The 22,848-nt window shown below is 69.4% G+C and carries 17 protein-coding genes and 1 tRNA gene; 8 read left to right on the top strand and 10 right to left on the bottom strand.

Annotation, left to right across the window (positions count from 1 at the left end):
* Positions 1 to 272: 272 nt before the first annotated feature.
* Positions 273 to 346, bottom strand: a tRNA-Gly gene (locus ACH4TV_RS45160).
* Positions 347 to 660: 314 nt separating this feature from the next.
* Between ACH4TV_RS45160 and ACH4TV_RS45155 the strand changes: the two genes are divergently transcribed.
* From ACH4TV_RS45155 to ACH4TV_RS45145, 3 genes are all read left to right on the top strand, one after another.
* Positions 661 to 864, top strand: coding sequence for a hypothetical protein (locus ACH4TV_RS45155; protein ID WP_398407334.1), 204 nt, complete (start codon positions 661 to 663; stop codon positions 862 to 864).
* A 76-nt stretch (positions 865 to 940) separates the two neighbouring features.
* Complete coding sequence (gene dcd / locus ACH4TV_RS45150; protein ID WP_330289787.1) at positions 941 to 1,516, top strand: dCTP deaminase; 576 nt, start codon at positions 941 to 943, stop codon at positions 1,514 to 1,516.
* The gene (locus tag ACH4TV_RS45145; protein ID WP_398407283.1) at positions 1,513 to 2,022 is read left to right on the top strand and encodes a phosphoribosyltransferase; all 510 of its coding nucleotides are present in this window, start codon (positions 1,513 to 1,515) and stop codon (positions 2,020 to 2,022) included. Before dcd ends, ACH4TV_RS45145 begins: the two co-directional genes overlap by 4 nt.
* On the opposite strand, the gene ACH4TV_RS45140 is transcribed toward ACH4TV_RS45145, so the two are convergent.
* From ACH4TV_RS45140 to ACH4TV_RS45110, 7 genes are all read right to left on the bottom strand, one after another.
* Entirely contained in the window at positions 1,997 to 3,628 is a 1,632-nt protein-coding gene (locus tag ACH4TV_RS45140) for a peptide-N4-asparagine amidase (protein WP_398407282.1), read from the bottom strand. The two genes, ACH4TV_RS45145 and ACH4TV_RS45140, sit on opposite strands and share 26 nt — an antisense overlap.
* A gap of 156 nt (positions 3,629 to 3,784) precedes the next feature.
* Positions 3,785 to 4,843, bottom strand: coding sequence for a YIP1 family protein (locus ACH4TV_RS45135; protein ID WP_398407281.1), 1,059 nt, complete (start codon positions 4,841 to 4,843; stop codon positions 3,785 to 3,787).
* A gap of 63 nt (positions 4,844 to 4,906) precedes the next feature.
* Positions 4,907 to 6,277 (bottom strand): FG-GAP and VCBS repeat-containing protein, encoded by a 1,371-nt coding sequence (locus ACH4TV_RS45130; RefSeq protein ID WP_398407280.1) that lies wholly within the window; start codon positions 6,275 to 6,277, stop codon positions 4,907 to 4,909.
* Between the two features lie 121 nt (positions 6,278 to 6,398).
* Complete coding sequence (locus ACH4TV_RS45125; protein ID WP_398407278.1) at positions 6,399 to 7,703, bottom strand: FG-GAP repeat domain-containing protein; 1,305 nt, start codon at positions 7,701 to 7,703, stop codon at positions 6,399 to 6,401.
* A gap of 163 nt (positions 7,704 to 7,866) precedes the next feature.
* Positions 7,867 to 9,333 (bottom strand): FG-GAP-like repeat-containing protein, encoded by a 1,467-nt coding sequence (locus ACH4TV_RS45120; protein WP_398407277.1) that lies wholly within the window; start codon positions 9,331 to 9,333, stop codon positions 7,867 to 7,869.
* Positions 9,334 to 9,440: 107 nt separating this feature from the next.
* The gene (locus ACH4TV_RS45115; RefSeq protein WP_398407276.1) at positions 9,441 to 10,853 is read right to left on the bottom strand and encodes an FG-GAP and VCBS repeat-containing protein; all 1,413 of its coding nucleotides are present in this window, start codon (positions 10,851 to 10,853) and stop codon (positions 9,441 to 9,443) included.
* Between the two features lie 165 nt (positions 10,854 to 11,018).
* Positions 11,019 to 13,295, bottom strand: a complete 2,277-nt coding sequence (locus ACH4TV_RS45110) for a heterodisulfide reductase-related iron-sulfur binding cluster (RefSeq protein WP_398407275.1) — start codon at positions 13,293 to 13,295, stop codon at positions 11,019 to 11,021.
* Positions 13,296 to 13,525: 230 nt separating this feature from the next.
* On the opposite strand from ACH4TV_RS45110, the gene ACH4TV_RS45105 reads away from it, so the two are divergent.
* The 5 genes from ACH4TV_RS45105 to ACH4TV_RS45085 all read left to right on the top strand — a co-directional run bounded on the left by ACH4TV_RS45105 (position 13,526) and on the right by ACH4TV_RS45085 (position 18,860).
* The gene (locus ACH4TV_RS45105; RefSeq protein ID WP_398407274.1) at positions 13,526 to 14,554 is read left to right on the top strand and encodes an MraY family glycosyltransferase; all 1,029 of its coding nucleotides are present in this window, start codon (positions 13,526 to 13,528) and stop codon (positions 14,552 to 14,554) included.
* A 111-nt stretch (positions 14,555 to 14,665) separates the two neighbouring features.
* A complete protein-coding gene (gene dnaK / locus ACH4TV_RS45100) occupies positions 14,666 to 16,516 on the top strand; it encodes a molecular chaperone DnaK (RefSeq protein ID WP_398407273.1) in 1,851 nt (616 codons plus the stop codon).
* Complete coding sequence (gene grpE / locus ACH4TV_RS45095; protein ID WP_398407272.1) at positions 16,513 to 17,169, top strand: nucleotide exchange factor GrpE; 657 nt, start codon at positions 16,513 to 16,515, stop codon at positions 17,167 to 17,169. The genes dnaK and grpE overlap by 4 nt, the downstream gene beginning before the upstream one ends.
* A gap of 45 nt (positions 17,170 to 17,214) precedes the next feature.
* A complete protein-coding gene (gene dnaJ / locus ACH4TV_RS45090; RefSeq protein ID WP_398407271.1) occupies positions 17,215 to 18,408 on the top strand; it encodes a molecular chaperone DnaJ in 1,194 nt (397 codons plus the stop codon).
* A 5-nt stretch (positions 18,409 to 18,413) separates the two neighbouring features.
* Positions 18,414 to 18,860, top strand: a complete 447-nt coding sequence (locus ACH4TV_RS45085; protein WP_398407269.1) for a heat shock protein transcriptional repressor HspR — start codon at positions 18,414 to 18,416, stop codon at positions 18,858 to 18,860.
* 73 nt (positions 18,861 to 18,933) lie between these two features.
* On the opposite strand, the gene ACH4TV_RS45080 is transcribed toward ACH4TV_RS45085, so the two are convergent.
* Positions 18,934 to 20,949, bottom strand: coding sequence for a PA14 domain-containing protein (locus ACH4TV_RS45080; protein ID WP_398407268.1), 2,016 nt, complete (start codon positions 20,947 to 20,949; stop codon positions 18,934 to 18,936).
* The gene (locus tag ACH4TV_RS45075; RefSeq protein WP_398407267.1) at positions 20,946 to 22,655 is read right to left on the bottom strand and encodes a fibronectin type III domain-containing protein; all 1,710 of its coding nucleotides are present in this window, start codon (positions 22,653 to 22,655) and stop codon (positions 20,946 to 20,948) included. The genes ACH4TV_RS45080 and ACH4TV_RS45075 overlap by 4 nt, the downstream gene beginning before the upstream one ends.
* Between the last annotated feature and the right edge of the window lie 193 nt (positions 22,656 to 22,848).

Below are 22,848 nucleotides of genomic sequence, written 5' to 3'. Positions count from 1 at the left end.
GTCGCCAGGGCAGGTCGATGACTCCGGCTGGAACGTTGGCGGCGGCGGAGGCCGCGGCGCCCGTGGAGTCGCTCAACAAGTCGCCCTTTGCGTACGCGACTTGAGTCCCGTCTCGTCATCTGAGACGATCCTGACCTGCAGTGACTCAAGTTGAACCCTCGGGGTCTCCGAAGACCCGCGTGCCCTCGACTTAGGGCACGCGGAGGGCACGAAACCCCCGAATTGGACTAGATAACAAACAAACCCCAGGCCGCTGACCTGGGGTTTCAATCTGGAGCGGGTGACGAGAATCGAACTCGCACTCTCAGCTTGGGAAGCTGATGTTCTACCACTAAACTACACCCGCGTAAGACGCCGCCGCGGCGGTGTCGGAACGCTCAGTCACTCTACCGTATGCCAGGCCCCCGGCACCGAAGCCGTGGGGCCTGCCCCTGTTCCGGGGGGATTTCGGGAGGGTTCCGAGTTGGTTCGTGGCCGGTTCTCGGGGTGTGACCGGGCTGCGGGCGGCCGGAGTTGGGGCGTACGGTGGGGGCGCGGAAGAGGGGCCGGGCGGGATCGGAGTGCCGCCTGGGGGGTCGCCCTTTTCGTCCCGTAATGTGGCTTTCCTCGTCGGTCTCGACAGTGACCGGCGACGGCTCTTGGGGAAGGGACTCTGAGGACTTGATCGAGCGCACCGTCGTCCGTTGTGCCGAAGGGCACGTGTTCAGCACCGCTTCGTTCCCGATGCAGCAGGCCGAGCGGCTCGGCCCCGGCCGGCTGGTCCGGTGTCCACGCTGTGCGCGGCTCCGCAGCGTGGTGCAGGTGACGTTGGAACAGGAGCACCAGCACCAGCAGCATCAGCAGCGGAGTACCAGCAACAAGTGACGTAGACGCAGGTTGGCAGGCGCGCGCGGGACCGTCCGGTTGTGGTGGGTCCGCGCGCCTTGCGTATCCTCGGGGCGTGCTTCTCTCAGACAAGGACATCCGGGCCGAGATCGACTCCGGGCGAGTACGGATCGATCCCTACGACGAATCCATGGTGCAGCCGTCGAGCGTCGACGTGCGCCTCGACCGCTACTTCCGGGTGTTCGAGAACCACCGCTACCCCCACATCGACCCCTCCATCGAGCAGGCGGACCTGACGCGGCTCGTGGAGCCCGAGGGTGACGAGCCGTTCATCCTGCACCCCGGGGAGTTCGTGCTCGCCTCCACCTACGAGGTCATCTCCCTTCCCGACGACCTCGCCTCCCGCCTCGAAGGCAAGAGCTCGCTCGGGCGCCTCGGGCTCGTCACCCACTCCACCGCCGGGTTCATCGACCCGGGGTTCAGCGGGCATGTGACGCTGGAGCTCTCCAACCTCGCGACGCTCCCCATCAAGCTCTGGCCCGGTATGAAGATCGGCCAGCTGTGCCTGTTCCAGCTGAGCTCGTCGGCCGAGTTCCCGTACGGCAGCGAGCGGTACGGCTCCCGCTACCAGGGGCAGCGCGGGCCCACCGCCTCTCGGTCGTTCCTCAACTTCCACCGGACGCAGGTATGACGGTCGTCCGCGAGGATCTCTCCTACGAACAGTTCGGCGTCGCCGTCCGCGACCTCGCGCAGACCATCGCCGACGACGGGTACGAGCCCGACGTCGTCCTCAGCATCGCGCGCGGGGGTGTGTTCGTCGCGGGCGGGCTGGCGTATGCCCTGGAGTGCAAGAATCTTCATCTGGTCAACGTCGAGTTCTACACCGGCGTGGGCCAGACGCTCGAAATGCCCGTCATGCTGGCTCCCGTTCCCAACGCGATCGATTTCACCGACAAGAAGGTGCTGATCGCCGACGACGTGGCCGATACCGGCAAGACGCTGAAGCTCGTACACGACTTCTGTCTCGACCACGTCGCCGAGGTGCGCTCGGCCGTCATTTATGAGAAGTCCCAGAGCCTCGTCAAGTGCGAGTACGTCTGGAAGCGGACCGACGACTGGATCAACTTTCCGTGGAGTGTCTTGCCTCCAGTACGTAAGTCGGGGGAGCCGCTCACTCCGTCGAAGGATGCGCTGTGAGGACGTCCTTCGTCAGTACCCCCTGCTCCGTGCCCAGCGTGCGGTCGTAGCGCAGGCCCGGGGCGCGTAGGCGGTAGTGCTCGGAGGTTGTCGCGACCGCGTGGCGCTGGTCGCGGGGTACGCCGAGGGTGAAGGTCGCGTCGCCGGTGTAGGTATCGTCCAGGCGGGTGCCGTCGATGTGGGCGTGGTCGGCGAAGGACATGATCACGCGGAGGCGGTTGTCCGCGTCGATGGTGGAGCGGCCGTCCAGGGTGTAGGTGCGGTCGGTGCGGGACGTCACTCCGCCCCGGCGGACGGTCTGGTCGTCGGTCCAGCGGCCCTGCTGGTTGTCCGTCGTCTCGTCCGGGGTCCAGGTGTGCGTGATGGCCGTGCTCAGGCGCCGGTCGACCGTCGTCGTCACGCGGCCGTGCGAGGTGTTCAGGTAGCCGCTCACCGTCAGACGGCGCTTGCCGGCCGTGTCCAGGGTGCGCGTGGTGCCGTCCGTGTACGTGTTCGTGACGGCCGGGTCGGTGGCCTTGTACGAGGTCAGGGCGCCCGTCACCACCGACTTGTGGGCGTCCTGCCAGACCAGGATGTTGGTGGGTGCGCTCCAGCCGGTCTGGCCCGCGGGGACGCCGGCCACCGTCACGTCGACCGTGTGGGCCTTGCCGTCGTTCAGGAGGGCGGCGAAGGGGGTGAGGTCGAACTCCAGCGGGCGTACGTCGAAGGCGGTGGGGGAGGGGATCACGCTCCACAGGTACGGAGACCAGCCGCCCGTCCAGATGTTCGGGTAGGGGGAGGCGATCCCCGCGAGCTTCCCGTCGATCGTGACCTGGACCTCGCGGTACGGGCCGTCGTCGCCGCCCTGGCAGGAGTAGGACGCCGACGGGGTGACCGCCGAGTACCAGAACTCCTCGCAGCCGCCGCCCGAGCCGGTCGCGTACACCTCGGCGAGGATGCGCTCGGAGTTGCGGGGGGTGGTGAGCTTCGCGTCCGTGGTGACGCTGTTGCCGTTGCTCAGGGGGATGACCTGGTCCGGGGCGGAGGCTTTCGCGGCGTGGGGCTCGGGGGCGTAGAAGGTCAGGGTGGCCTTGACGTCCAGGATGCCGGTGTAGGTGTCGTCGACGACGTTGCCGATGAGCATGTCCACGGACCGGGGGGTGCTCAGCGTCTTCTCGTACCGTGTGACGTCCTTCTCCACCGACCAGTCGATGCCGTCCTGGGAGGGCTCGGGGGTCGAGGTGCGGAGTATCTGGACGCCGCCGATGTCGAGGTAGCCGAGGCGGTCGAACTGGCGGCCGGCGACGGTGCCGTCGAGGCGGAGGACCACCTTCGACCAGTGGCCCGGGGTGCCGCAGGCGGTGGGCGGGGTGTAGGTGCCGGTGTACGGCGTGAAGTCCTTGAACTGCGCCTGGGCGACGGTGACTTCGCAGGATTTGGTGTGGGGCTTGGAGATGGGCGGGGCGGCTGTCACCGGGTCGTGGTAGTCGGTGCCGAACTCCGACGGGACGGTGGTGGCGGCTCCGGCGGCCGTCGCGAGGGCCGTGAGGGTGAGGCCGAGGGCGGCGGAGGCGAGGGTGATCGTCCGTCCCGCTCTTCGGGCGCCGCGAGTACGAAGAATCGTCATGCGGGGCAGTGAACACCGAGGTGGATGTGGTGGACTAGACCTCTTGGGGCTCTTTTGACCAAAAGCGGCAGGAGGGGTTCCGGGGCGAGGGTTCCAGGGCCGGAACCCCGCCCCGGGACCCCCGGCCCCCGAAACCCCTCCTGGGTGTCGTGAACCTCAGAACGTCCCGAGCTTCACGATCGACAGCAGAGCGATCAGCTGGATCGCCGACGCGCCCAGTGCCTTCGGCCACGGCAGGTCGTGGGAGCGGCGGACCATGATGGTCAGCAGTACGCCTGCCGCGACCCAGGTCGCCCAGCCCAGGATCTGTACGAAGGGTGCGTCGCCGCCCACGAACATCGCGACGAGCAGGCGCGGGGCGTCCGTGATCGACATGATCAGCATCGACAGGCCCACCGTCGGCTGCCAGGCGCCGTCGCCGCCGAGCTGGCGGGCGAGGGTGTGGGTGACCACGCCCAGGATGAAAGCGCTCAGGACCATTGCCACGCCCGTCGTCAGCACGATCGGGATCGCGTTGTCGAGGGTGGCCTTTATCGTGTCCTCGCGGGTGTCGTCGAACCCGAAGACGGCGATCAGGCCGTAGAGGAACGTGACGACGAGGGCCGAGCCCCAGACCGAGTAGTCCCGCATCTGGAGGAACGTGCGGTCGGGGGACGTGACGATGCCCCGCAGCAGTTCCTTCCAGCGCAGGCGCGGACCGGCCGGCGGGGTCGCGGCGGACCCGGCGCGGTAGGTGTCGCCCTGCTGGTACGGGTCGTCGCCGACCGTGAACGCCTGTGTGTGACCAGGGTTGTTGGCCGCGTACGGGTCCACGGGGGCGTTCGGATGCCCCTGCGGGCCCCCGCGTCCGTAGCCGTGTCCCTGCCCGTGTCCGTCGTCGCCGAAGTACTCCGGCTCGCCGTGTCCGCTGCCCGCCGCCCCCTGCGGGGGCCACTGCCGTCCGCCGGCGCCGCCCGGGCCGCCGTACGACGGCTGTCCGCCACCGTACGGCTGCTGAGGCGCGGACGGGTAGCCGTACGACGGGCCGCCCTGCGGGGGCTGCCGGCCGTTCGGCTGTTGCCGCGGGTCTTGTTGCGGTCGCGCTTGCGGGGCGCGGTTTTCCCGGCCGCCGCGTCCGATCCTGAATCCAGCCACGTCATCGAACGTACCTGGTCCCGGAGAGTGACGGGTGGGGCCCGGGCTTCCGGAGCCCCCTTTGCTGCCGACCTGTGACATCCCTTAAGGGGGCCTTCACACTTCCCCTAGGGAACCCGCGAGGCGTCGTCCCGACCGGCTCCGCTACTGGAGCATCCCGTCGACCAGGCCTTCCGTCACCGGCGTGACCCCGGCCGTCCTGATCCCCGACGCCGAGCCGGGCAGGCGCAGCGAGCCCGAGAAGCTGTAGACGTGAAGGTCGGCCTTGCCGTCGCGGTTGCCGTCGCGCAGCCGGACCTTCAGACCGAAGTGGTCGCCGCTGGCGACGTCGCCCGGGATGCCCGGCGTGCTGCGGGCGAGCCACTGCGAGCCGGTGGCCGTGAGGCCGCCGTCCCGCCCGTACAGGACGTGGACGCCACCGGCGTACGGTTCGCCGCCGAGGGTCTCGCCGGTCGAGCTGATCGCGAGGTCCTGGCGGCCGTCGCCGTTGATGTCGCCGGCGGCGATGCTGTCGCCGAAGGAGTCGTACGTCTCGGCGGTGTCCGCGATGCCCGCCGTGTTCTGGGTGAAGCGGGCGGACTTGGCGGGGCCCGCGGCGGCGCCGTACCAAATGCTCACCTCACCGCGGGACTTGGAGAACAGCGGGGTGCCGATGGCGATGTCACCCTTGCCGTCCTTGTTGAAGTCGGCGATGACACCGTCGCCGCCGCGCTCGGCCTCGCCGGCACCGTTCACGCGCTCCAGCCGGAGCGTGCGGCCGGGGGCCAGGGTGCTGCCGCCCTTGATGAACCAGGCTTCGGAGTCGATGTAGTTGTCGCCGATGACGTCGCCGATGACGACGAGGTCGGTCTTGTTGTCGCCGGTCACGTTGCCCGAGACCAGGGCGGTGGTGGTGAAGAGCACCCCGTTCTTGTCCAGGGTGGTCACCGAACCGGCCACGCCCGAGCGGGAGATGGGACCCCGGTGGACGTACGCCTTGCCGTCCGCGACGACGGCCAGGTCCTTCTTCCCGTCCCCGTTGAAGTCGCCGGCCGCGAGGTCCGAGCCCATCCGGGCGTACGAAGTGTTCGCCCTGGCCGGGATGTTGGTCCCGCCGGACAGGCCCGTCCGGCTGCCCCAGAGGACGGTGACCGTGCCCTGCTCCGCCCGGCCGGCCACGCCCTCGCGCATGGCCGCGACGGCCAGGTCGCCGTACCCGTCGGCGTTGAAGTCGGCGGCGGTGCGGACCTCACCGAACTCGTCGCCCGTCTCGTCGGCACCGGGCACTCCGGCGCTGTTCTGGCTGACGTACTGGACCTTGGTGCCCGGCCCGTTCGCCGTACCGAAGGTGACCTTGACGGCGCCGCCGGGGAATTCGTAGGCGGCGCCGTTGGAGTACTCGGCGTAGTCGCGGTAGCCGTCGCCGTTGAAGTCGTCGGCCGGCTTGGACGGTGCGGCGGTGGCCGTGGTGACGGGCAGGGCGGTGAGCAGACCGGTGGTGAGGGTGGCGGCCAGGAGGAGGGCGCGCTTACGCAAGTGAGGGCTCCGGAGTGTGACGGGAGGGCAGGGCCGTACAGGAGGTGCGACCAGGAGGTGCGCACAGAAGACCGACAGCAAGGGCCAAGAGTTGTACGGGAGTTGGGATTCCTGGGATTCCCTACAGGAATTCCGAGCTGGAGAACGTCACCGACGGCTCCGCCGCCACCAGGCTCCCCTTCACCCCGGGATGGACGGTCACCTCGTCCCACGTCTCCCCCCGGTACGTCCGCACCGCCAGGTCGGCCCGGCCGTCCCCGTCGAAGTCGCCGACCGTCAGGACGCGCGTCGTCCCCTTCGCGGGCGGGGCGACGGTCACCATGCCCGCCGCCGAGATCCCGGCCGCCGCCGTCGGTGCCCGGAACACCCTCAACTGTGAGCCGCTGGACAGGAGTTCGTCGCGACCGTCGCCGTCGAAGTCGCCGGTGGCGAGCATCGAGCCGGGGGAGTCGAGGGTGCCGGCGGTGGCGTCGGGGAGGTCGTAGCGCAGGGATGTTTCTCCCATCGCGCCCACCGCCGCGTCCAGGTCGCGCCCCTTGCCGAAGCGGCCGAGGGCGACATCGATGCCCTCGGGCAACACCGTCCCCGTGCGCGTCGGGCCCTGCGGGCCGCCGAGGACGACCGCAGACTTCGCGGTGCCGTCCGCCGTACGGACGACCAGGTCGTCGTATCCGTCACGGTTCACGTCGGCCGCCGGGCCCGTCGGGACGTTGCCGGGGGCGAGGATCGGCGCACCGGCCTTGCTCGGGGCGCCCTTGCGGGTGAACGGGCCGCGCAGATAGCTGAGTTGCTGTTCCGAGGCGTGGACGACCAGGTCCTGGGCGCCGTCGCCGTCGAAGTCGCCGCACACCGGCTGGTCGGGCCAGTCGTTGCCGGCGCGGGCCTTCGCGGGGATCACGAGGGTGACCGCGCGGCCGGTGAGGCCGTTCGGGGAGCCGAAGAGGAGCTGGAGGGGCACCGGGGGCTGACCCAGGCCGTCGTACGGGGGATCCGTCGACACGACCAGGTCGGTGAAGCCGTCCCCGTCGAGGTCGCAGCTCGCCTCCGCGTCGAACACCGCCGGCAACTGGCCCTTCGTACGCGCCGCTTGGCGGGCCGGGCTGAGCAACTGCCGGGCGCCGGGGACGAGTCCGGCCGGTGAGCCGTAGACGACGCCTATGCCGGCGTCGTCCGTGTGGAGCTGGTCCTTGACGAGGTCGTTGAGGACGAGGTCACGGTGCCCGTCACCGTTGAAGTCGTCGGCGACCTTGCTGCCGTCGCCCTGCGGGACGGGGCGCTGGGCGGGGGCCTTGGCGGCCTGGACGGGGGTCTGGGCGGCGGAGCCGGTGTCCTCCGTCGCGGGGCCGCAGGCCGCCAGCAGGAGGACACCGCAGAGCGCGATCCCCGTACGTCTGCCGCCCGCTCCCGTGCCTCTTCGCCCGCGCACCGCTCACCTCGTCAGCACCATTGACCCCGTTGACAACGACTGAGTAATGATGCACGTGTTCGAGATGCGAAGACACCCCCGAGCCGCGGTGAAACTCGGACACGGGGGTGTCTGTCCGCGGTCGCCCGGGAGGGGCGTCCGCGAGGGTCGTCCCGGACAGGCCCTAGCCGGCCAGGTCGCTTCCGAACGAGGCACCCTGCGCGCTCGGCAGGCCGACCGCCGTCGGGCCGAAGGTCGTCGAGCCCTGGGCCGCCGCACCGGGGAAGAACCAGGCCGCGCCCGCCCCGTCGTTCTCCCCGACAGCCATCACCGTGAGGTCGGGACGGCCGTCGTGGGTGACGTCGGAGGCGAGCAGCCTGGCGCCGAAGCCGTCGCCGAACTCCGACCCGCCCGGAACCCCGGCGGAGTCCTGGGTCAGCTGGAGTGTTCCGGACGTGGTGAGGCCGGCCCGTGAGCCCCGCAGCAGGGTGATCGCGCCGCCGCCGATCGGCTCGTAGTCCGTGCCGAAGGACTCGCCCCTCGCGCCGATCACCAGGTCGCCGTAGCCGTCCCTGTTGAAGTCCGCGATCGCCAGTGCTGTGCCGAAGCCGTCGCCGTACTCCGCCGTGTCCGGCACTCCGGCGGTGTTCTGCGTGTACGCGACGCGGCGGCTCGGGCTCGGGCCCGCCCCTGTGCCGTACACGACGTCGATCTTGCCGCCCAGGACGGCGGTCGGTTCGTTGTCCCGGTCCATCGGGTTGCCGAGGACGATGTCGCCGTAGCCGTCCTTGTTCAGGTCACCGATCGTCGCCGTCACGGCGGGGCGCAGCGCCGCCGCCCTGGTCAGGCCCGTGGCCGTACCCCGGTAGTAGACGGCGGTGGCCAGGCGGTCCTGGTTCGGCTTCTGGCCCGTCACCACCAGGTCCGCCCGTGCGTCGCCGCTCACCCGGCCCGCGGTCAGGGCCGGCTTGTCGATGCCGGGGTCGTACGAGGAGATCTTGCCGGTCTTGCCCGTTCTGCCGAACGGGCCGCTGATCAGCCGGATCCGCCACGACGCCGTCCCGGTGTCGCCCTGTGCGGAGACGGCCAGGTCGGGCTTTCCGTCGCCGGTGAAGTCGGCGGCGGCGATGCTCAGGCCGAAGTAGGTGCCGCCGGGCGTCGGATGGGGGTTCTGGATCGTCGTACCGCCCGTCAGGCCGTTCTTCGAGCCCCAGACGACGGTGACCGTGCCCGCGTCCGGGGAGTTGCCCATCTTCTCCCAGGGTGTGCCGATGACGAGGTCGCTGTAGCCGTCGCGGTCGAGGTCGGCGACCGCGAGCTGTGAGCCGAACTCGTCCCCCTCCTCGGCTGCTCCCGGGACGCCCGGGGTGTTCTGGCTGATGAGCTTCCGCCGGGCCGGGTCCAGGCCCTTCGCCGTGCCGTTGACCACGGCGACCTGCCCGGCCCACTCCAGGCCGCTCACCGTGGCGGCGGGGGCGGCGATGGCCACGTCGCGGAAGCCGTCACCGTTGAAGTCGCCGGAGAGACGGGAGGGGGCCGCGGCGGCGGGGGTCGCGAGGGTGAGCGGGGTGAGGCCCGAGAGGAGGAGGGCGGCCAGCGCGGCCGGGGTGCCGATGGCTGCGGGACCCCAAGTGCCCCAAGGGTTCTTCATGTTGGTGACGTCTCCGGGGATAGGTGAAGAGGAGTCCGGTTGAAGGGAGTTGGGGAAGTCGGGGGAGGAGGAAGGGAGTTCAGTGCGGTGGTCGGCGGATACGGCGATCAGTCCGCCAGCTCCGCCCCGAAGAACGCCCTTGCTCCCAGCCCCAGTTGCGCGACGGTGAGCGTCCGGGAACCCGTGCCCGTCGGGCCGGCGGAGGTACCGGGGAGGACGTGGAGGCGGCCCACCTCGTTGGCTGCGGCGATCAGCTCGGCGCGGCCGTCGCGGTTGTAGTCACGAAGGAGGACGGAGGTGCCGAGCCACGCGCTGTCCGTGCTGACGGCGCCCGTGAAGCCAGGGGTGTCGATGTCGTACTGGCGGGCGTTCTTGCCGGTGAGGCCGGTGGAGCCGCCGCGCAGCACGGAGACGGAGCCCGTGGCGTACCAGTTGTCGCCCAGACTCTCGTTGGGCGCGCCGACGGCCAGGTCCGGGTAGCCGTCGCCGTTGGTGTCCGCGGCCGAGATGTCGTACCCGAAGTAGTCGTGGTCCTCGATGCTGCCGGGGACGCCCGCGGTGTTCTGTGTGAGCGTCCGCAGCGTGCCCGCGGGGCCGGTGGCCGTGCCGGGCAGGACGTGGACCGCGCCGCCCCTGCCGGAGCGGGAGACACCGACGGCCAGGTCGCCGTAGCCGTTGCGGTCGAAGTCGGCGATCACGGCGCTGGATCCGACGAGGTCGGAGGAGGCGGGCAGGGTGCGCTTCCAGGGCTTGGCGGGGCCGTTCCTGCCGCCCCGGTAGAACCAGACGCGGCTGGTGGCGGTGTCCGAGTCGAACCCGATGAGCGCGAAGTCGTCGGTGCCGTCCTTGGTGACCCGGCCGGCCACCACCATCTCGGCATTGATGTCCTCGCCGTGCCACGGGTCGAGGTTGGTGGCCGTGCCACGCCCGCCGGCCTTGGTGAACGGTCCGCGCAGGAACCAGACGAACTCGCCGTCGACGGACACGACGTCCAGGTGGCCGTCGGCGTTGAAGTCGCCGATGGCGACGTCCAGCCCGAAGGTGTGCTCCTTGCTGCCCGGGGACGCGTACGTACTGCCCTTGGTCAGGCCCGACTTGGACCCCCACAGGACGGTGAACGTGCCGTGGCGGTCGGCGTGCAGTTCGCCGGGGGAGGAGGCGATCACGTCCGCGTAGCCGTCCTTGTTCAGGTCGGCCGAGGTGACCTTGGCTCCGAAGTAGTCCTTCGCCTCGGCCACGCCCGCGATGCCGGGGCTGTTCTCCGTGATGACCGAGCGCTTGGCGGGGTTCAGCCCCGTCGCCGAGCCCCAGATGACGGAGACCGCGCCCGCCTCCGGCTTCCCGCCCACGGGGGCGGTGCGGTCGCCGACGACCAGATCGCGGTAGCCGTCGCCGTTGAAGTCGTCCGTGTGCTTCGCCGCCGCGGCAGTGGCCGGGGTGCCCAGGGCCACCGGGGTCAGGGCGGCACCGAGGACGGCGGTGGCCAGGAGGGCGGCGCGGGCGGAAGTCCGGGGGCGCAAAGGGTCTCCAGAGGTATGAAGGATCGCGTGAGGCGATGAGGAGACCTTCGGCAAGTGGCGATGGTTGTACGGGAGTTCGGCGAATTCCGGGGCCACCACCAACACAGCAACAGCCCCCCGCCCGTACGAGGGGCAGGGGGCTGTCGGTGGCGGTCGTACCGCTGGTTACTTCACCGGCTGGGACTCCGGGGCGTTCTCCGTCTCCGCCTCGCCCGCCGGGGGCTCGTCGGCGGCCGGGGTCTTCACGGACTCCAGGAGCAGCTGGGCGACGTCGACGACCGTGATGGACTCCTTCGCCTTGCCCTCGTTCTTCTTGCCGTTCACGGAGTCCGTGAGCATGACCAGGCAGAACGGGCAGGCGGTCGACACGATGTCGGGGTTGAGGCTGAGCGCCTCGTCGACGCGCTCGTTGTTGATGCGCTTGCCGATCCGCTCCTCCATCCACATCCGCGCGCCGCCGGCGCCGCAGCAGAAGCCGCGTTCCTTGTGGCGGTGCATCTCCTGCTGGCGCAGGCCCGGGACGGCCGACATGATCTCGCGCGGGGGCGTGTAGATCTTGTTGTGGCGGCCCAGGTAGCAGGGGTCGTGGTAGGTGATGAGGCCGTCGACCGGGGTCACCGGGAGCAGCTTGCCCTCGTCGATGAGGTGCTGGAGCAGTTGGGTGTGGTGGATGGTCTCGTAGTCGCCGCCGAGCTGCGGGTACTCGTTGCCGATCGTGTTCAGGCAGTGCGGGCAGGTCGCGACGATCTTCTTCGCCGACCTCGGCTTCTTCGTCGACTCGTCCTCGTCATCCTCGCCGAACGCCATGTTCAGCGCGGCCACGTTCTCCATGCCGAGCTCCTGGAACAGCGGCTCGTTGCCCAGCCGTCGCGCGGAGTCGCCCGTGCACTTCTCGTCGCCGCCCATGATCGCGAACTTGACGCCCGCGATGTGGAGGAGCTCGGCGAACGCCTTGGTCGTCTTCTTGGCGCGGTCTTCCAGGGCGCCCGCGCAGCCGACCCAGTACAGGTACTCGACCTCGCTGAGGTCCTCGATGTCCTTGCCGACGACCGGCACCTCGAAGTCGAGCTCCTTGAGCCACTCAAGGCGCTGCTTCTTCGCCAGGCCCCAGGGGTTGCCCTTCTTCTCCAGGTTCTTGAGCATCGTGCCCGCCTCGGAGGGGAACGCGCTCTCGATCATCACCTGGTAGCGGCGCATGTCGACGATGTGGTCGACGTGCTCGATGTCCACCGGGCACTGCTCCACGCAGGCACCGCAGGTCGTGCAGGACCACAGGACGTCCGGGTCGATGACGCCGTTCTCTTCCGCGGTGCCGATCAGCGGGCGCTCGGCCTCGGCGAGGGCGGCGGCCGGTACGTCCTTCAGCTGCTCCTCGCTCGCCTTCTCGTTGCCCTCGGCGTCCTTGCCGCCGCCCGCCAGCAGGTAGGGGGCCTTGGCGTGGGCGTGGTCCCGCAGCGACATGATCAGCAGCTTGGGGGAGAGGGGCTTGCCGGTGTTCCAGGCCGGGCACTGCGACTGGCAGCGACCGCACTCCGTACAGGTGGAGAAGTCGAGCAGGCCCTTCCAGGAGAACTGTTCGACCTGGCTGACACCGAAGACGTCGTCCTCGCCGGGGTCGGTGAAGTCGATCGGCTTGCCGGCGGACGTCATGGGCTGGAGGCCGCCCAGTGCCGTGCCGCCGGTCGCCTCGCGCTTGAACCAGATGTTCGGGAAGGCGAGGAAGCGGTGCCAGGCGACACCCATGTTGGTGTTGAGCGAGACGACGATCATCCAGACGAAGGATGTCCCGATCTTGATCATCGCCGTGAAGTAGATGAGGTTCTGGAGCGTGCCGGTGCTCAGGCCCTTGAAGGCGAGGACGAGGGGGTACGAGGCGAAGTACCCGGCCTCGTAGTGCTCGACGTGGTGGATCGCGCCTTCCAGGCCGCGCAGTACGTAGATCGCCAGCCCGATGGTGAGGATGACGTACTCGACGAAGTACGCCTGACCGGCCTTGGAGCCCGCGAAACGGGACTTGCGCCCGGGGCGCGAGGGCAGGTTCAGCAGGCGGATCACGATCAGCACGGCGATGCCGAGGATCGTCATCACACCGATGAACTCGATGTACATCTCGAACGGCAGGAAGCCGCCGATGACCGGCAGCGTCCAGTCCGCCGAGAAGAGCTGGCCGAAGGCCTGGGCGAGGGTCGGCGGCAGCGTCAGGAAACCGACTGCGACGAACCAGTGGGCGAAGCCGACGATGCCCCACCGGTTCATCCGGGTGTGGCCGAGGAACTCCCGCGTCAGCGTCACACTGCGCGCGTAGGGGTTGTCGGTACGGAGGCCGGCCGGGACCGGCTGGCCGAGTTTGAAGTACCGGACGAACTGACCGATGGCGCGTGCGAGCAGCGCGACGCCGACCACGGTCAGGACCAGCGACACGATGATCGCGGCGAGTTGCATGTCGGGGCTCCTCAGGCCTGCGAGCTGTATGACAAGAGCTGTATTACTAAGCGGTAACTTAGGCAGTCTGCCAGAGACTACCCATATCTTGACCCGCACTGTAGTCAGCAGCGGAGTGATCTGGATCGCTGAGGCATACCTGAGTCGGCGCCTGACCTGCTCGTCACATCAGATTCTCCTAGATCGTGTTATTCGTACAGAATTGTTACTTTTGCGCCTAACGTGGACCCGTGCTCTACGGGATCCTCGCCGCCACCTCCGCCCTTCTCCTCGCCGCCGTTCTCACCGCCCTGCTGCGGACGCCCGCCCTGCGGTTCGGGGTGCTCGACCGGCGCCGGGCGCGGCCCCTGCCGCTGCTCGGCGGGCTCGCCGTCGTGCTCGCGACGGCGCTGGTCGCGGGGGTGGGCGAGTGGACCGGGTACGCCCCGCTGGGGGACGGGATCGGCGGACTGCTGATCGCCGGGCTCGGTGTCGCCGCGCTCGGGCTCGTGGCCGACGTGCGGCGGGTGAAGGCACGGTTCCTGGCGGCCGGTACGGCGGTCGCCGCCGCGTTCGTCGTGCCGTTCGGGGAACTGGGGTTCTGGGCCGGGCTGCTCGCCCTCCTCTGGATCGTCTTCGTGGCGACCGCCTTCCGGGCCCTCGACCACGCCGACGGCCTGGTCGGCACGGTCGGCGTGCTGACCGCCTTCGGGGTGGGCGTCTGCGCCGCCGCCGAGGTGCTGGACGGGCTCGCCGTGCTGCTCAGTGTGCTGGCCGCCGCGCTCACCGGGTTCCTCATGCACAACTGGCATCCCGCGCGGATCGCACTCGGCGCCTGCGGGTCCCTGTTCACGGGGTTCCTGCTCGCCTCGGCGGCCGTGGTCGTGCGGACCGGGCACGAACTGGCGTCCAGTACGGGGGTCCTGTTCGCGCTCACCGCCGTGGCCAGCGCCGATGTCGTGCTGGTGGCGGTGTCGCGGCGGGTGGCCGGGCGGCCGTTGCTGCGCGGGCATCCCGACCATCTCGCACACCGGCTGCGGCGGCTGGGGCTCACCCCGCGCGGGGCGGCCCTGCTGCTCGGCGGATGCGCCTTCGGCGCCGTGCTGGTGGGGGTGCTCGCGCACGGCGGATGGGCCGGCGGATCCGGGCCGTGGTGGGTGGCGGGGGCCGCGGGAGTGGTCGTACTGGGGCTGCTGAGGGTTCCTGTTTACGGGGCCCGGCGGGCGGCGGCCGTGCAGTCGGCGCAGGTCAGGGCGGCATTGCGCGTAAGGAACGGATAAGAGTTGAGCGGGGTCGACTCAGCTCTGTTGACCGCGCGACGGGAGTGATGCACACTTGAGCCTGTTCCACTCAAGTCATTGCTTTACGTCATTGCTGCTGGAGGAATTGACATGGCACGTGCGGTCGGCATCGACCTGGGCACGACTAACTCCGTCGTCAGCGTTCTGGAGGGCGGCGAGCCCACCGTCATCACCAACGCCGAGGGTGCCAGGACCACGCCGTCCGTCGTCGCCTTCGCGAAGAACGGTGAGGTGCTGGTCGGCGAGGTCGCGAAGCGCCAGGCGGTCACGAACGTCGACAGGACCATCCGGTCGGTCAAGCGCCACATGGGCACCGACTGGAAGATCGAGCTCGACGGGAAGAGCTTCAACCCGCAGCAGATGAGCGCCTTCATCCTGCAGAAGCTGAAGCGCGACGCCGAGGCCTACCTGGGCGAGAAGGTCGCGGACGCGGTCATCACCGTCCCGGCCTACTTCAACGACTCCGAGCGCCAGGCGACGAAGGAGGCCGGCGAGATCGCGGGCCTCAACGTCCTGCGCATCGTGAACGAGCCGACGGCCGCCGCTCTCGCGTACGGCCTCGACAAGGACGACCAGACGATCCTCGTCTTCGACCTCGGTGGCGGCACCTTCGACGTGTCGCTCCTGGAGATCGGTGACGGCGTCGTCGAGGTGAAGGCCACCAACGGTGACAACCACCTCGGCGGTGACGACTGGGACCAGCGCGTCATGGACTACCTGGTCCAGCAGTTCCGCACCGGCCACGGCGTGGACCTGGGCAAGGACAAGATGGCCCTCCAGCGCCTCCGCGAGGCCGCCGAGAAGGCCAAGATCGAGCTGTCCTCGTCCACCGAGACCTCGATCAACCTGCCCTACATCACGGCGTCCGCCGAGGGCCCGCTGCACCTGGACGAGAAGCTCACGCGCGCCCAGTTCCAGCAGCTGACCGCCGACCTGCTGGAGCGCTGCAAGACGCCGTTCCACAATGTCATCAAGGACGCGGGGATCAACCTCTCCGAGATCGACCACGTCGTTCTCGTCGGTGGCTCCACCCGTATGCCCGCCGTCGCCGAGCTCGTCAAGGAGCTGACCGGCGGTCAGGACGCCAACAAGGGTGTGAACCCGGACGAGGTCGTCGCCATCGGCGCCGCGCTCCAGGCCGGTGTCCTCAAGGGCGAGGTCAAGGACGTCCTGCTCCTCGACGTCACGCCGCTGTCCCTCGGTATCGAGACCAAGGGAGGGATCATGACGAAGCTCATCGAGCGCAACACCACGATCCCGACCAAGCGTTCCGAGATCTTCACGACGGCCGAGGACAACCAGCCGTCCGTCCAGATCCAGGTCTACCAGGGCGAGCGCGAGATCGCGGCGTACAACAAGAAGCTCGGGATGTTCGAGCTGACGGGCCTGCCGCCGGCCCCGCGCGGCGTGCCGCAGATCGAGGTCGCCTTCGACATCGACGCCAACGGCATCATGCACGTCACGGCCAAGGACCTCGGCACGGGCAAGGAACAGAAGATGACCGTCACCGGTGGCTCCTCGCTGCCGAAGGACGAGGTCGACCGCATGCGCCAGGAGGCCGAGCAGTACGCGGACGAGGACCACCGTCGCCGCGAGGCCGCCGAGAGCCGCAACCAGGGCGAGCAGCTCGTCTACCAGACGGAGAAGTTCCTCAAGGACAACGAGGACAAGGTCCCCGGCGACATCAAGACCGAGGTCGAGGCCTCGATCGAGGAGCTGAAGGCCGCCCTCAAGGGCGAGGACGCGGCGGAGATCCGCACCTCCACCGAGAAGGTCGCCGCCGTCTCGCAGAAGCTGGGCCAGGCCATGTACGCCGACGCCCAGGCGGGTCAGGCAGCCGGCGCCGGTGACGACGCGCCCGGCGCCGAGGCCCCGAAGGCCGACGACGACGTGGTGGACGCCGAGATCGTCGACGACGAGCGCAAGGACGGTGCCGCGTGACCGAGGAGACTCCGGGCTTCGACGAGAAGCCCGACGTCCCCTCCGGCGCCACCTCGGACGACGCCGAGCCGAAGGACGCCCTCTCTTCGGAGGGGGCGTCCCCGGCCGGGGACGCAACCGCAGCAGCACAGGTCGCCGGTCTGACGGCACAGCTGGACCAGGTTCGTACGGCGCTCGGTGAGCGCACCGCGGACCTCCAGCGGCTCCAGGCCGAGTATCAGAACTACCGCCGCCGGGTCGAGCGGGACCGGATCGTGGTCAAGGAGATCGCCATCGCGAGCCTCCTGACCGAACTCCTGCCCGTGCTGGACGACATCGGCCGCGCGAGGGAACACGGCGAACTGGTCGGCGGCTTCAAGTCCGTCGCCGAGTCGCTGGAGACCGTCGCCGCGAAGATGGGCCTTCAGCAGTTCGGCAAGGAGGGCGAGCCCTTCGACCCGACGATCCACGAAGCCCTGATGCACTCGTACGCGCCGGACGTCACGGAGACGACCTGCGTGGCGATCCTGCAGCCGGGCTACAAGTTCGGCGAGCGCAACCTGCGTCCCGCGCGGGTCGCGGTGGCCGAGCCCCAGCCCGGGGCGACGCAGGCCACTCCGGACTCGGGCGACGCGGCGGACGACAAGGAGAGCGGTGGCCCGGAAGAGGGCTGACGTGAGCACTGACGCGGGGCCCGCAGGAAAGGAGGGACGTCGGGGATGAGCACCAAGGACTTCATCGAGAAGGACTTCTACAAGGTCCTCGGCGTCCCCAAGGACGCCACCGAGGCCGAGATCAAGAAGGCGTACCGGAAACTCGCCCGCGAGTTCCACCCGGACGCCAACAAGGGCAACGCCAAGGCGGAGGAGCGCTTCAAGGAGATCTCCGAGGCGAACGACATCCTCGGCGACACCAAGAAGCGCAAGGAGTACGACGAGGCCCGCGCCCTCTTCGGCAACGGCGGCTTCCGCCCCGGGCCGGGCGCGGGCGGCGGCTCCTTCAACTTCGACCTGGGTGACCTCTTCGGCGGCGGCGCCCAGGGCGGAGCCCCCGGTGGTGGCTCCGGTCAGGGCGGCTTCGGCGGCGGCATCGGGGACGTCTTCGGGGGCCTGTTCAACCGGGGCGGCGGCGGCACCACCCGTACGCAGCCCCGGCGCGGCCAGGACATCGACACCGAGGTCACGCTGAGCTTCACGGAGGCGGTGGACGGCGCGACGGTCCCGTTGCGCATGACGTCCCAGTCACCGTGCAAGGCGTGCTCGGGCACCGGCGACAAGAACGGCACGCCGAGGGTGTGCCCGACCTGCGTCGGCACCGGCCAGGTGGCGCGCGGCTCGGGCGGCGGCTTCTCGCTCACCGACCCGTGCCCGGACTGCAAGGGCCGGGGCCTGATCGCGGAGCACGCCTGCCTGGTGTGCAGCGGCTCCGGGCGCGCCAAGTCGTCCCGGACGATGCAGGTGCGGATACCGGCCGGGGTGGCGGACAGCCAGCGCATCCGCCTCCGCGGCAAGGGAGCGCCGGGCGAGCGGGGCGGCCCGGCGGGCGACCTGTACGTCACGGTCCATGTCGACTCCCACCCGGTCTTCGGCCGCAAGGAAGACAACCTGACGGTGACGGTGCCGGTGACGTTCGTCGAGGCGGCACTCGGCGGCGAGGTCAGGGTCCCGACCCTGGGCGGCCCGCCGGTCACCCTCAAGCTGCCCCCGGGCACGCCCAACGGGCGCACGATGCGTGCGCGCGGCAAGGGCGCGGTCCGCAAGGACGGCACGCGGGGCGACCTGCTCGTCACCGTCGAGGTGAGTGTCCCGACGGAGCTGACGGGGAAGGCTCGTGACGCACTGGAGGCGTATCGCGAGGCGACCGTGGACGAGGATCCGCGGGCGGAGCTGTTCGAGGCAGCGAAGGGAGCTTGACCGAGATGGACGGCCGTAGACGCAATCCGTATGAACTGACGCAGGAGACCCCGGTCTACGTCATCTCGGTGGCGGCCCAGCTCTCGGGCCTGCACCCGCAGACCCTGCGCCAGTACGACCGCCTGGGCCTGGTCTCCCCCGACCGCACCGCCGGCCGGGGCCGCCGCTACTCGGCCCGCGACATCGAACTGCTCCGCGCGGTGCAGGCGTTGTCGCAGGACGAGGGCATCAACCTGGCCGGCATCAAGCGGATCATCGAGCTGGAGAACCAGGTGGCCGCCCTGCAGTCACGCGTGGCGGAGATGGAAGCCGCACTGGACGGCGCCGCGGCGGCGCTGCAGCAGCGGGAAGCCGCGGTGCATGCTTCTTATCGGCGGGATCTGGTGCCGTATCAGGAAGTGCAGCAGACGAGTGCGTTGGTGGTTTGGCGGCCGAAGAAGGCCAAGGACTAGCCAGGCGACGAACGAGCGTGCGTGTGAAGGGGCCCGGAGGTTCGGTTCGAACCTCCGGGCCCCTTCCGCGCGCTCAGGGTGCAAGGGCCACCCACGCGTCGCCGGGGGCGGTTTCGGTGCCGTCGGCGTGGAAAGCGGTCACCCAGTAGAAGTGGGTGGTGCCGACAGCGGCTGTGGTGTCGGTGTACGACGTGCCGGTGACCGGGTCGGCGGTCAGGGGCTCGTACGCGGTGGTGGCCGGGTTCCAGCGGTAGACCCGGTACCCGGTGACGGTCCTGTAGTAGGAGCTGTCCAGTCTCCACGAGAGATCGACCGAGGCCGCGTCGTCGGCGGCCTTGGCGCTCACACTGACCAGAAAGTCCGAGGGGGTCTCGACGGTGGGCCGCAGGTCGTGTTCGGTGACGGTGGCAGGCACCAGGTTCTCGGCTGACGAGTTGGTGGAGTTGTCCGAGGTGTCCACGGCGTCCACGAAGTACGTGTGGGTCTCGCCATCCTGGAGGTTCGACGAGTCGACGAGTCGGCTGGTGCCCGCCTCGACCCGGCCCACGTACGTGTACTGGTTGCTGTCGTTCACCGTGCTGAGCCGGTAGAGGTGATATTCGGCGAGGTCGGCCGCCGGGTTGTCGTCCCAGTCCAGGACCGTGCCGTACTCGGTGGCGGTGGCTGTGAACCCGGTGACGAGGGGCGGGGCGGTGGCGTCCGTGTAGAGCCTGCCGACGCCGTGCGAGGGCTTCGACTCGCGCCCGAGGGCATCAACGGTGGTCACCCAGTACGAGTAGGTCGTACCGGGCACCGGGGTCGTGTCGGTGCACAAGTAGGTGTGGCGGAGTCCGTAAGTGGTGTCGATCAACTTTGGGTCGCAGGACACGAGCTGCGTCCCGGTGGTGTCGTCATAGCGGTACACCCGGAACTCCGCCGGCGCCAATGGCGACATCCACCAAGTCAGATCGACGCCGCCGCCGTCCTCCGGGCGGTTGACGCCGTTGACGAGGTAAGGGACGGCGAGCGGCCGGGCGAACGACAACACCGACGAGTACCCGATATTGCCCGCTGCGTCGGTCGCCGAGACCTTGTAGTAGGAGGTCTCCCCGTACGGGGCGGTCTCATCGGTCGCCGAGTTGCCCGCGCTCTTGAGCACCGTGAACGGCCCGTCGGGCGCACTGGCCCTCAGCAGGTGGTGCTCCAGCGACTCCCTGTCGGACATCCACCAGAAACCAACTCCGTCCAGGGCGCTCTCGCTGAGGACCTTCAGACCGGTGACGGTCGGCGGGGTCCGGTCGACGGTGGTGACCAGTTGGTCGGCGCTGCCCGCTGACTCGTTGCCCGCTTTGTCCACGGCCCGCACCTCGTAGAGGAAGGCTGTGCCGGTCGGGGCCGCCGAGTGGGGGAACGAGGTTCCGGCGAGATTTGCCGTGCCGCTGATCTTGGCCCAGTCGGTCCGTCCTTTCACCTGACGGTAGACGCGGTAGCCGGAGAGATCCATCTCCAGGTTCTTCGACCAACTGATCCTCACCTTGTCGGCGGCCTTGTCGTACGTCGCGGAGGCTCCGGTGGGCGCGAGCGGTTTGACCTTGTCGACCGTCGCCGAAGTGCGGGGCGTATAGGCGAAGCTGACGTTGGCGGAGCCGGTCCAGTTGGCGTAGTCAATGCGGAGGGTGTGTTTGCCGGCCGGGATGGTGAGGTTGACGGTCGTCTTCTGGGTCGTGGTGACGTTCTTCCAGAGGTTGACCTTGGCCTTGCCGTCCAGGTAGACGCGGATGCCGTCCTGCGTGGCGGCGGTGAGGGCGAAGGGGCCGCCGGAGCCGAAGTCGCGGGTGACGGTCCAGCGGACGCCGAAGTTGTCCTTCGGGAGGCCGATGGCGGGGGTGCTCGCGCCCCAGTTCTCGGCGATGGCGGCGTCGCAGTCGGTCTTCTTCGGGGTGCCGGAGAAGGTGGTGTTGGCGAAGAACTGCCGCTTGTAGACAGGGGAGTTGCAGGTCACCGTGGCCGCCGAGGCGGCCGGGACGGCGACCGTGGTGAGCAGTCCGCCTGCCGTCGCGAGCACGAGGGCGCCGGAGGCGGCGGCGGTCATGGGTGTGGGCCGGTTCATTCGGCGGCCTCCGGGTCCGTTACGGGCTCTGTCACGGTGACGTACGAGAACTGCTCGCCGCTGTCGAAACGGGAGTTGCCGTAGCTGTCGACGGCGAGCACGGCCCAGCGGACGGTCTCGCCCTGGGGGTCGTAGATCTCGTGGTAGTAGCCGACCAGCGTCTCGTCGGGGTAGGGCTGGCGGAGCTCGTTCTCGCGGGTCCACTGCTCGTACTGCCAGACACCGTCGACCAGGACTCCGCGGTAGACCTGGTAGTACTCGACGTCGTCTTCCGGGCTGCGCTCCCAGATCAGCTCGATGTCGGCGCCGTTCATGGCGCCGCGCAGGCCGGTCACAGGCGCCGGGGCGAGCCCGGTGGCCGGTGCGGTGGCGGTGGCGGGGGCCGATGGGGCGGACTCGTTCTCAACGTCCTCGGCGGTCACCACGTACGTGTGCGTGACGCCCTGCTGAACGCTGATGTCGGTGTACGAGGTCCGGCTCCGCCCCACCTCGTCGATGAGCCAGCCGTCGCGGTAGATCCGATATCCGCTCAGGTCCGACGTGTTCGGCACGGTCGGCGCCTTCCACGTCAGTGCGATCCCGGTGGCCGTTGTCGTGGCGGTCAGGCCGGTGGGTGCCGAGGGCGCGAAGTCTCCGCGCTCCACCGGGATGGCTGCCGACTTGGCGGACCGGTTACCGGCCTTGTCGACCGCGGTGATCCAGTAGGCGTAGGACTGGAGTTCGTTCACCTTGACGTCGGTCCAGGTGGTGGACGTCACCGTCGCCACCGGGACCGGGTCGTCGCCATACTGCCAGTGCCGGTGAATGACGTAACTCGTGGCGCCAGGTACGGAGTTCCAGGCCACGGTGATCCCGGGCTGGGCGTCGGTCGCCGTGGTGCCCGAGGGAACCGCGGGGGCAGTTCTGTCGAGGGTGGTCACGGGTTTGTCGGCGGTGCCGACGGATTCGTTCCCCGCCTTGTCGGCCGCGCGGACCTCGTAGAAGTAGGTGTCGCCTGTCGCGGGCGGGGCGTCCGTGTACGTCACCGCCGTCGTGGTCGTCAGCCGTTTCCAGGCGTCGCTGTCCTTGAGCCGGCGGTACACGCGGTACCCGGCGAGGTCCAGCTCCTTGTTTCTCGACCACTTGACGGTCGTCTTCCGCGTCCCGTTGTCGTAGGTCGCGGAGACGGCGGCCGGAGTGAGGGGCGCGACCTTGTCGACGGCCGCCGAGGTCCGGGGGGTGTAGGCGAACTTGACGTTCGCGTTCCCGGTCCAGGCGGCGAAGTCGACGCGGAGGGTGTGTTTGCCTGCGGGGACGGTGAGGTTGACAGTTTTCTGCACCGACGCCGAGACGTTTTTCCAGAGGTCGATCCTGCGTACGCCGTCGACGTAGACGCGGATTCCGTCCTGGCTCTGGGCGAACAGGGCGAACGGCCCCCCGGACCCGAAGTCCCGAGTCACGGTCCACCGCACGCCGAAGTTGTCCTTCGGGAGGCCGGTGGCCGGGGCGTTCGCGCCCCAGTTCTCGGCGATGGCGGCGTCGCAGTCGGTCCGCTTCGGGGTGCCGGAGAAGGTGGTGTTCGCGAAGAACTGCCGTTTGTAGACGGGGGAGTTGCAGGTGGCCGTGGCCGCCGAGGCGGTCGGCGCGGCGGCGGTGAGGAGGCCGCCGGCGGTGGCGAGCACGAGGGCGGTGGTGGCTGCCTGCGTCGTGCGTCTGGCTGGGTTCAATGCGGTCCTTCGAGTCCTGATCGTCAGCGGCAAGGAGTGGGCCGCTGACGATCAGGACTCGCGAAGGTGTGAACTGGTTGTACGGCTGTTGTGATTTTGTTCGAGAGGTAAGAGAAGTTACGTCTGGCTGAGATCGTTCGGTCCTTCGTGATCGCTCGGAGCTTCACGCACACAGGTGGTCCACACCCGATCA

Source organism: Streptomyces sp. NPDC020898, from assembly GCF_044333925.1.
Classification (GTDB): domain Bacteria; phylum Actinomycetota; class Actinomycetes; order Streptomycetales; family Streptomycetaceae; genus Streptomyces.
The sequence above is the reverse complement of the archived record's forward strand: the minus strand, read 5'-3'. Positions and strand labels throughout refer to the sequence as shown.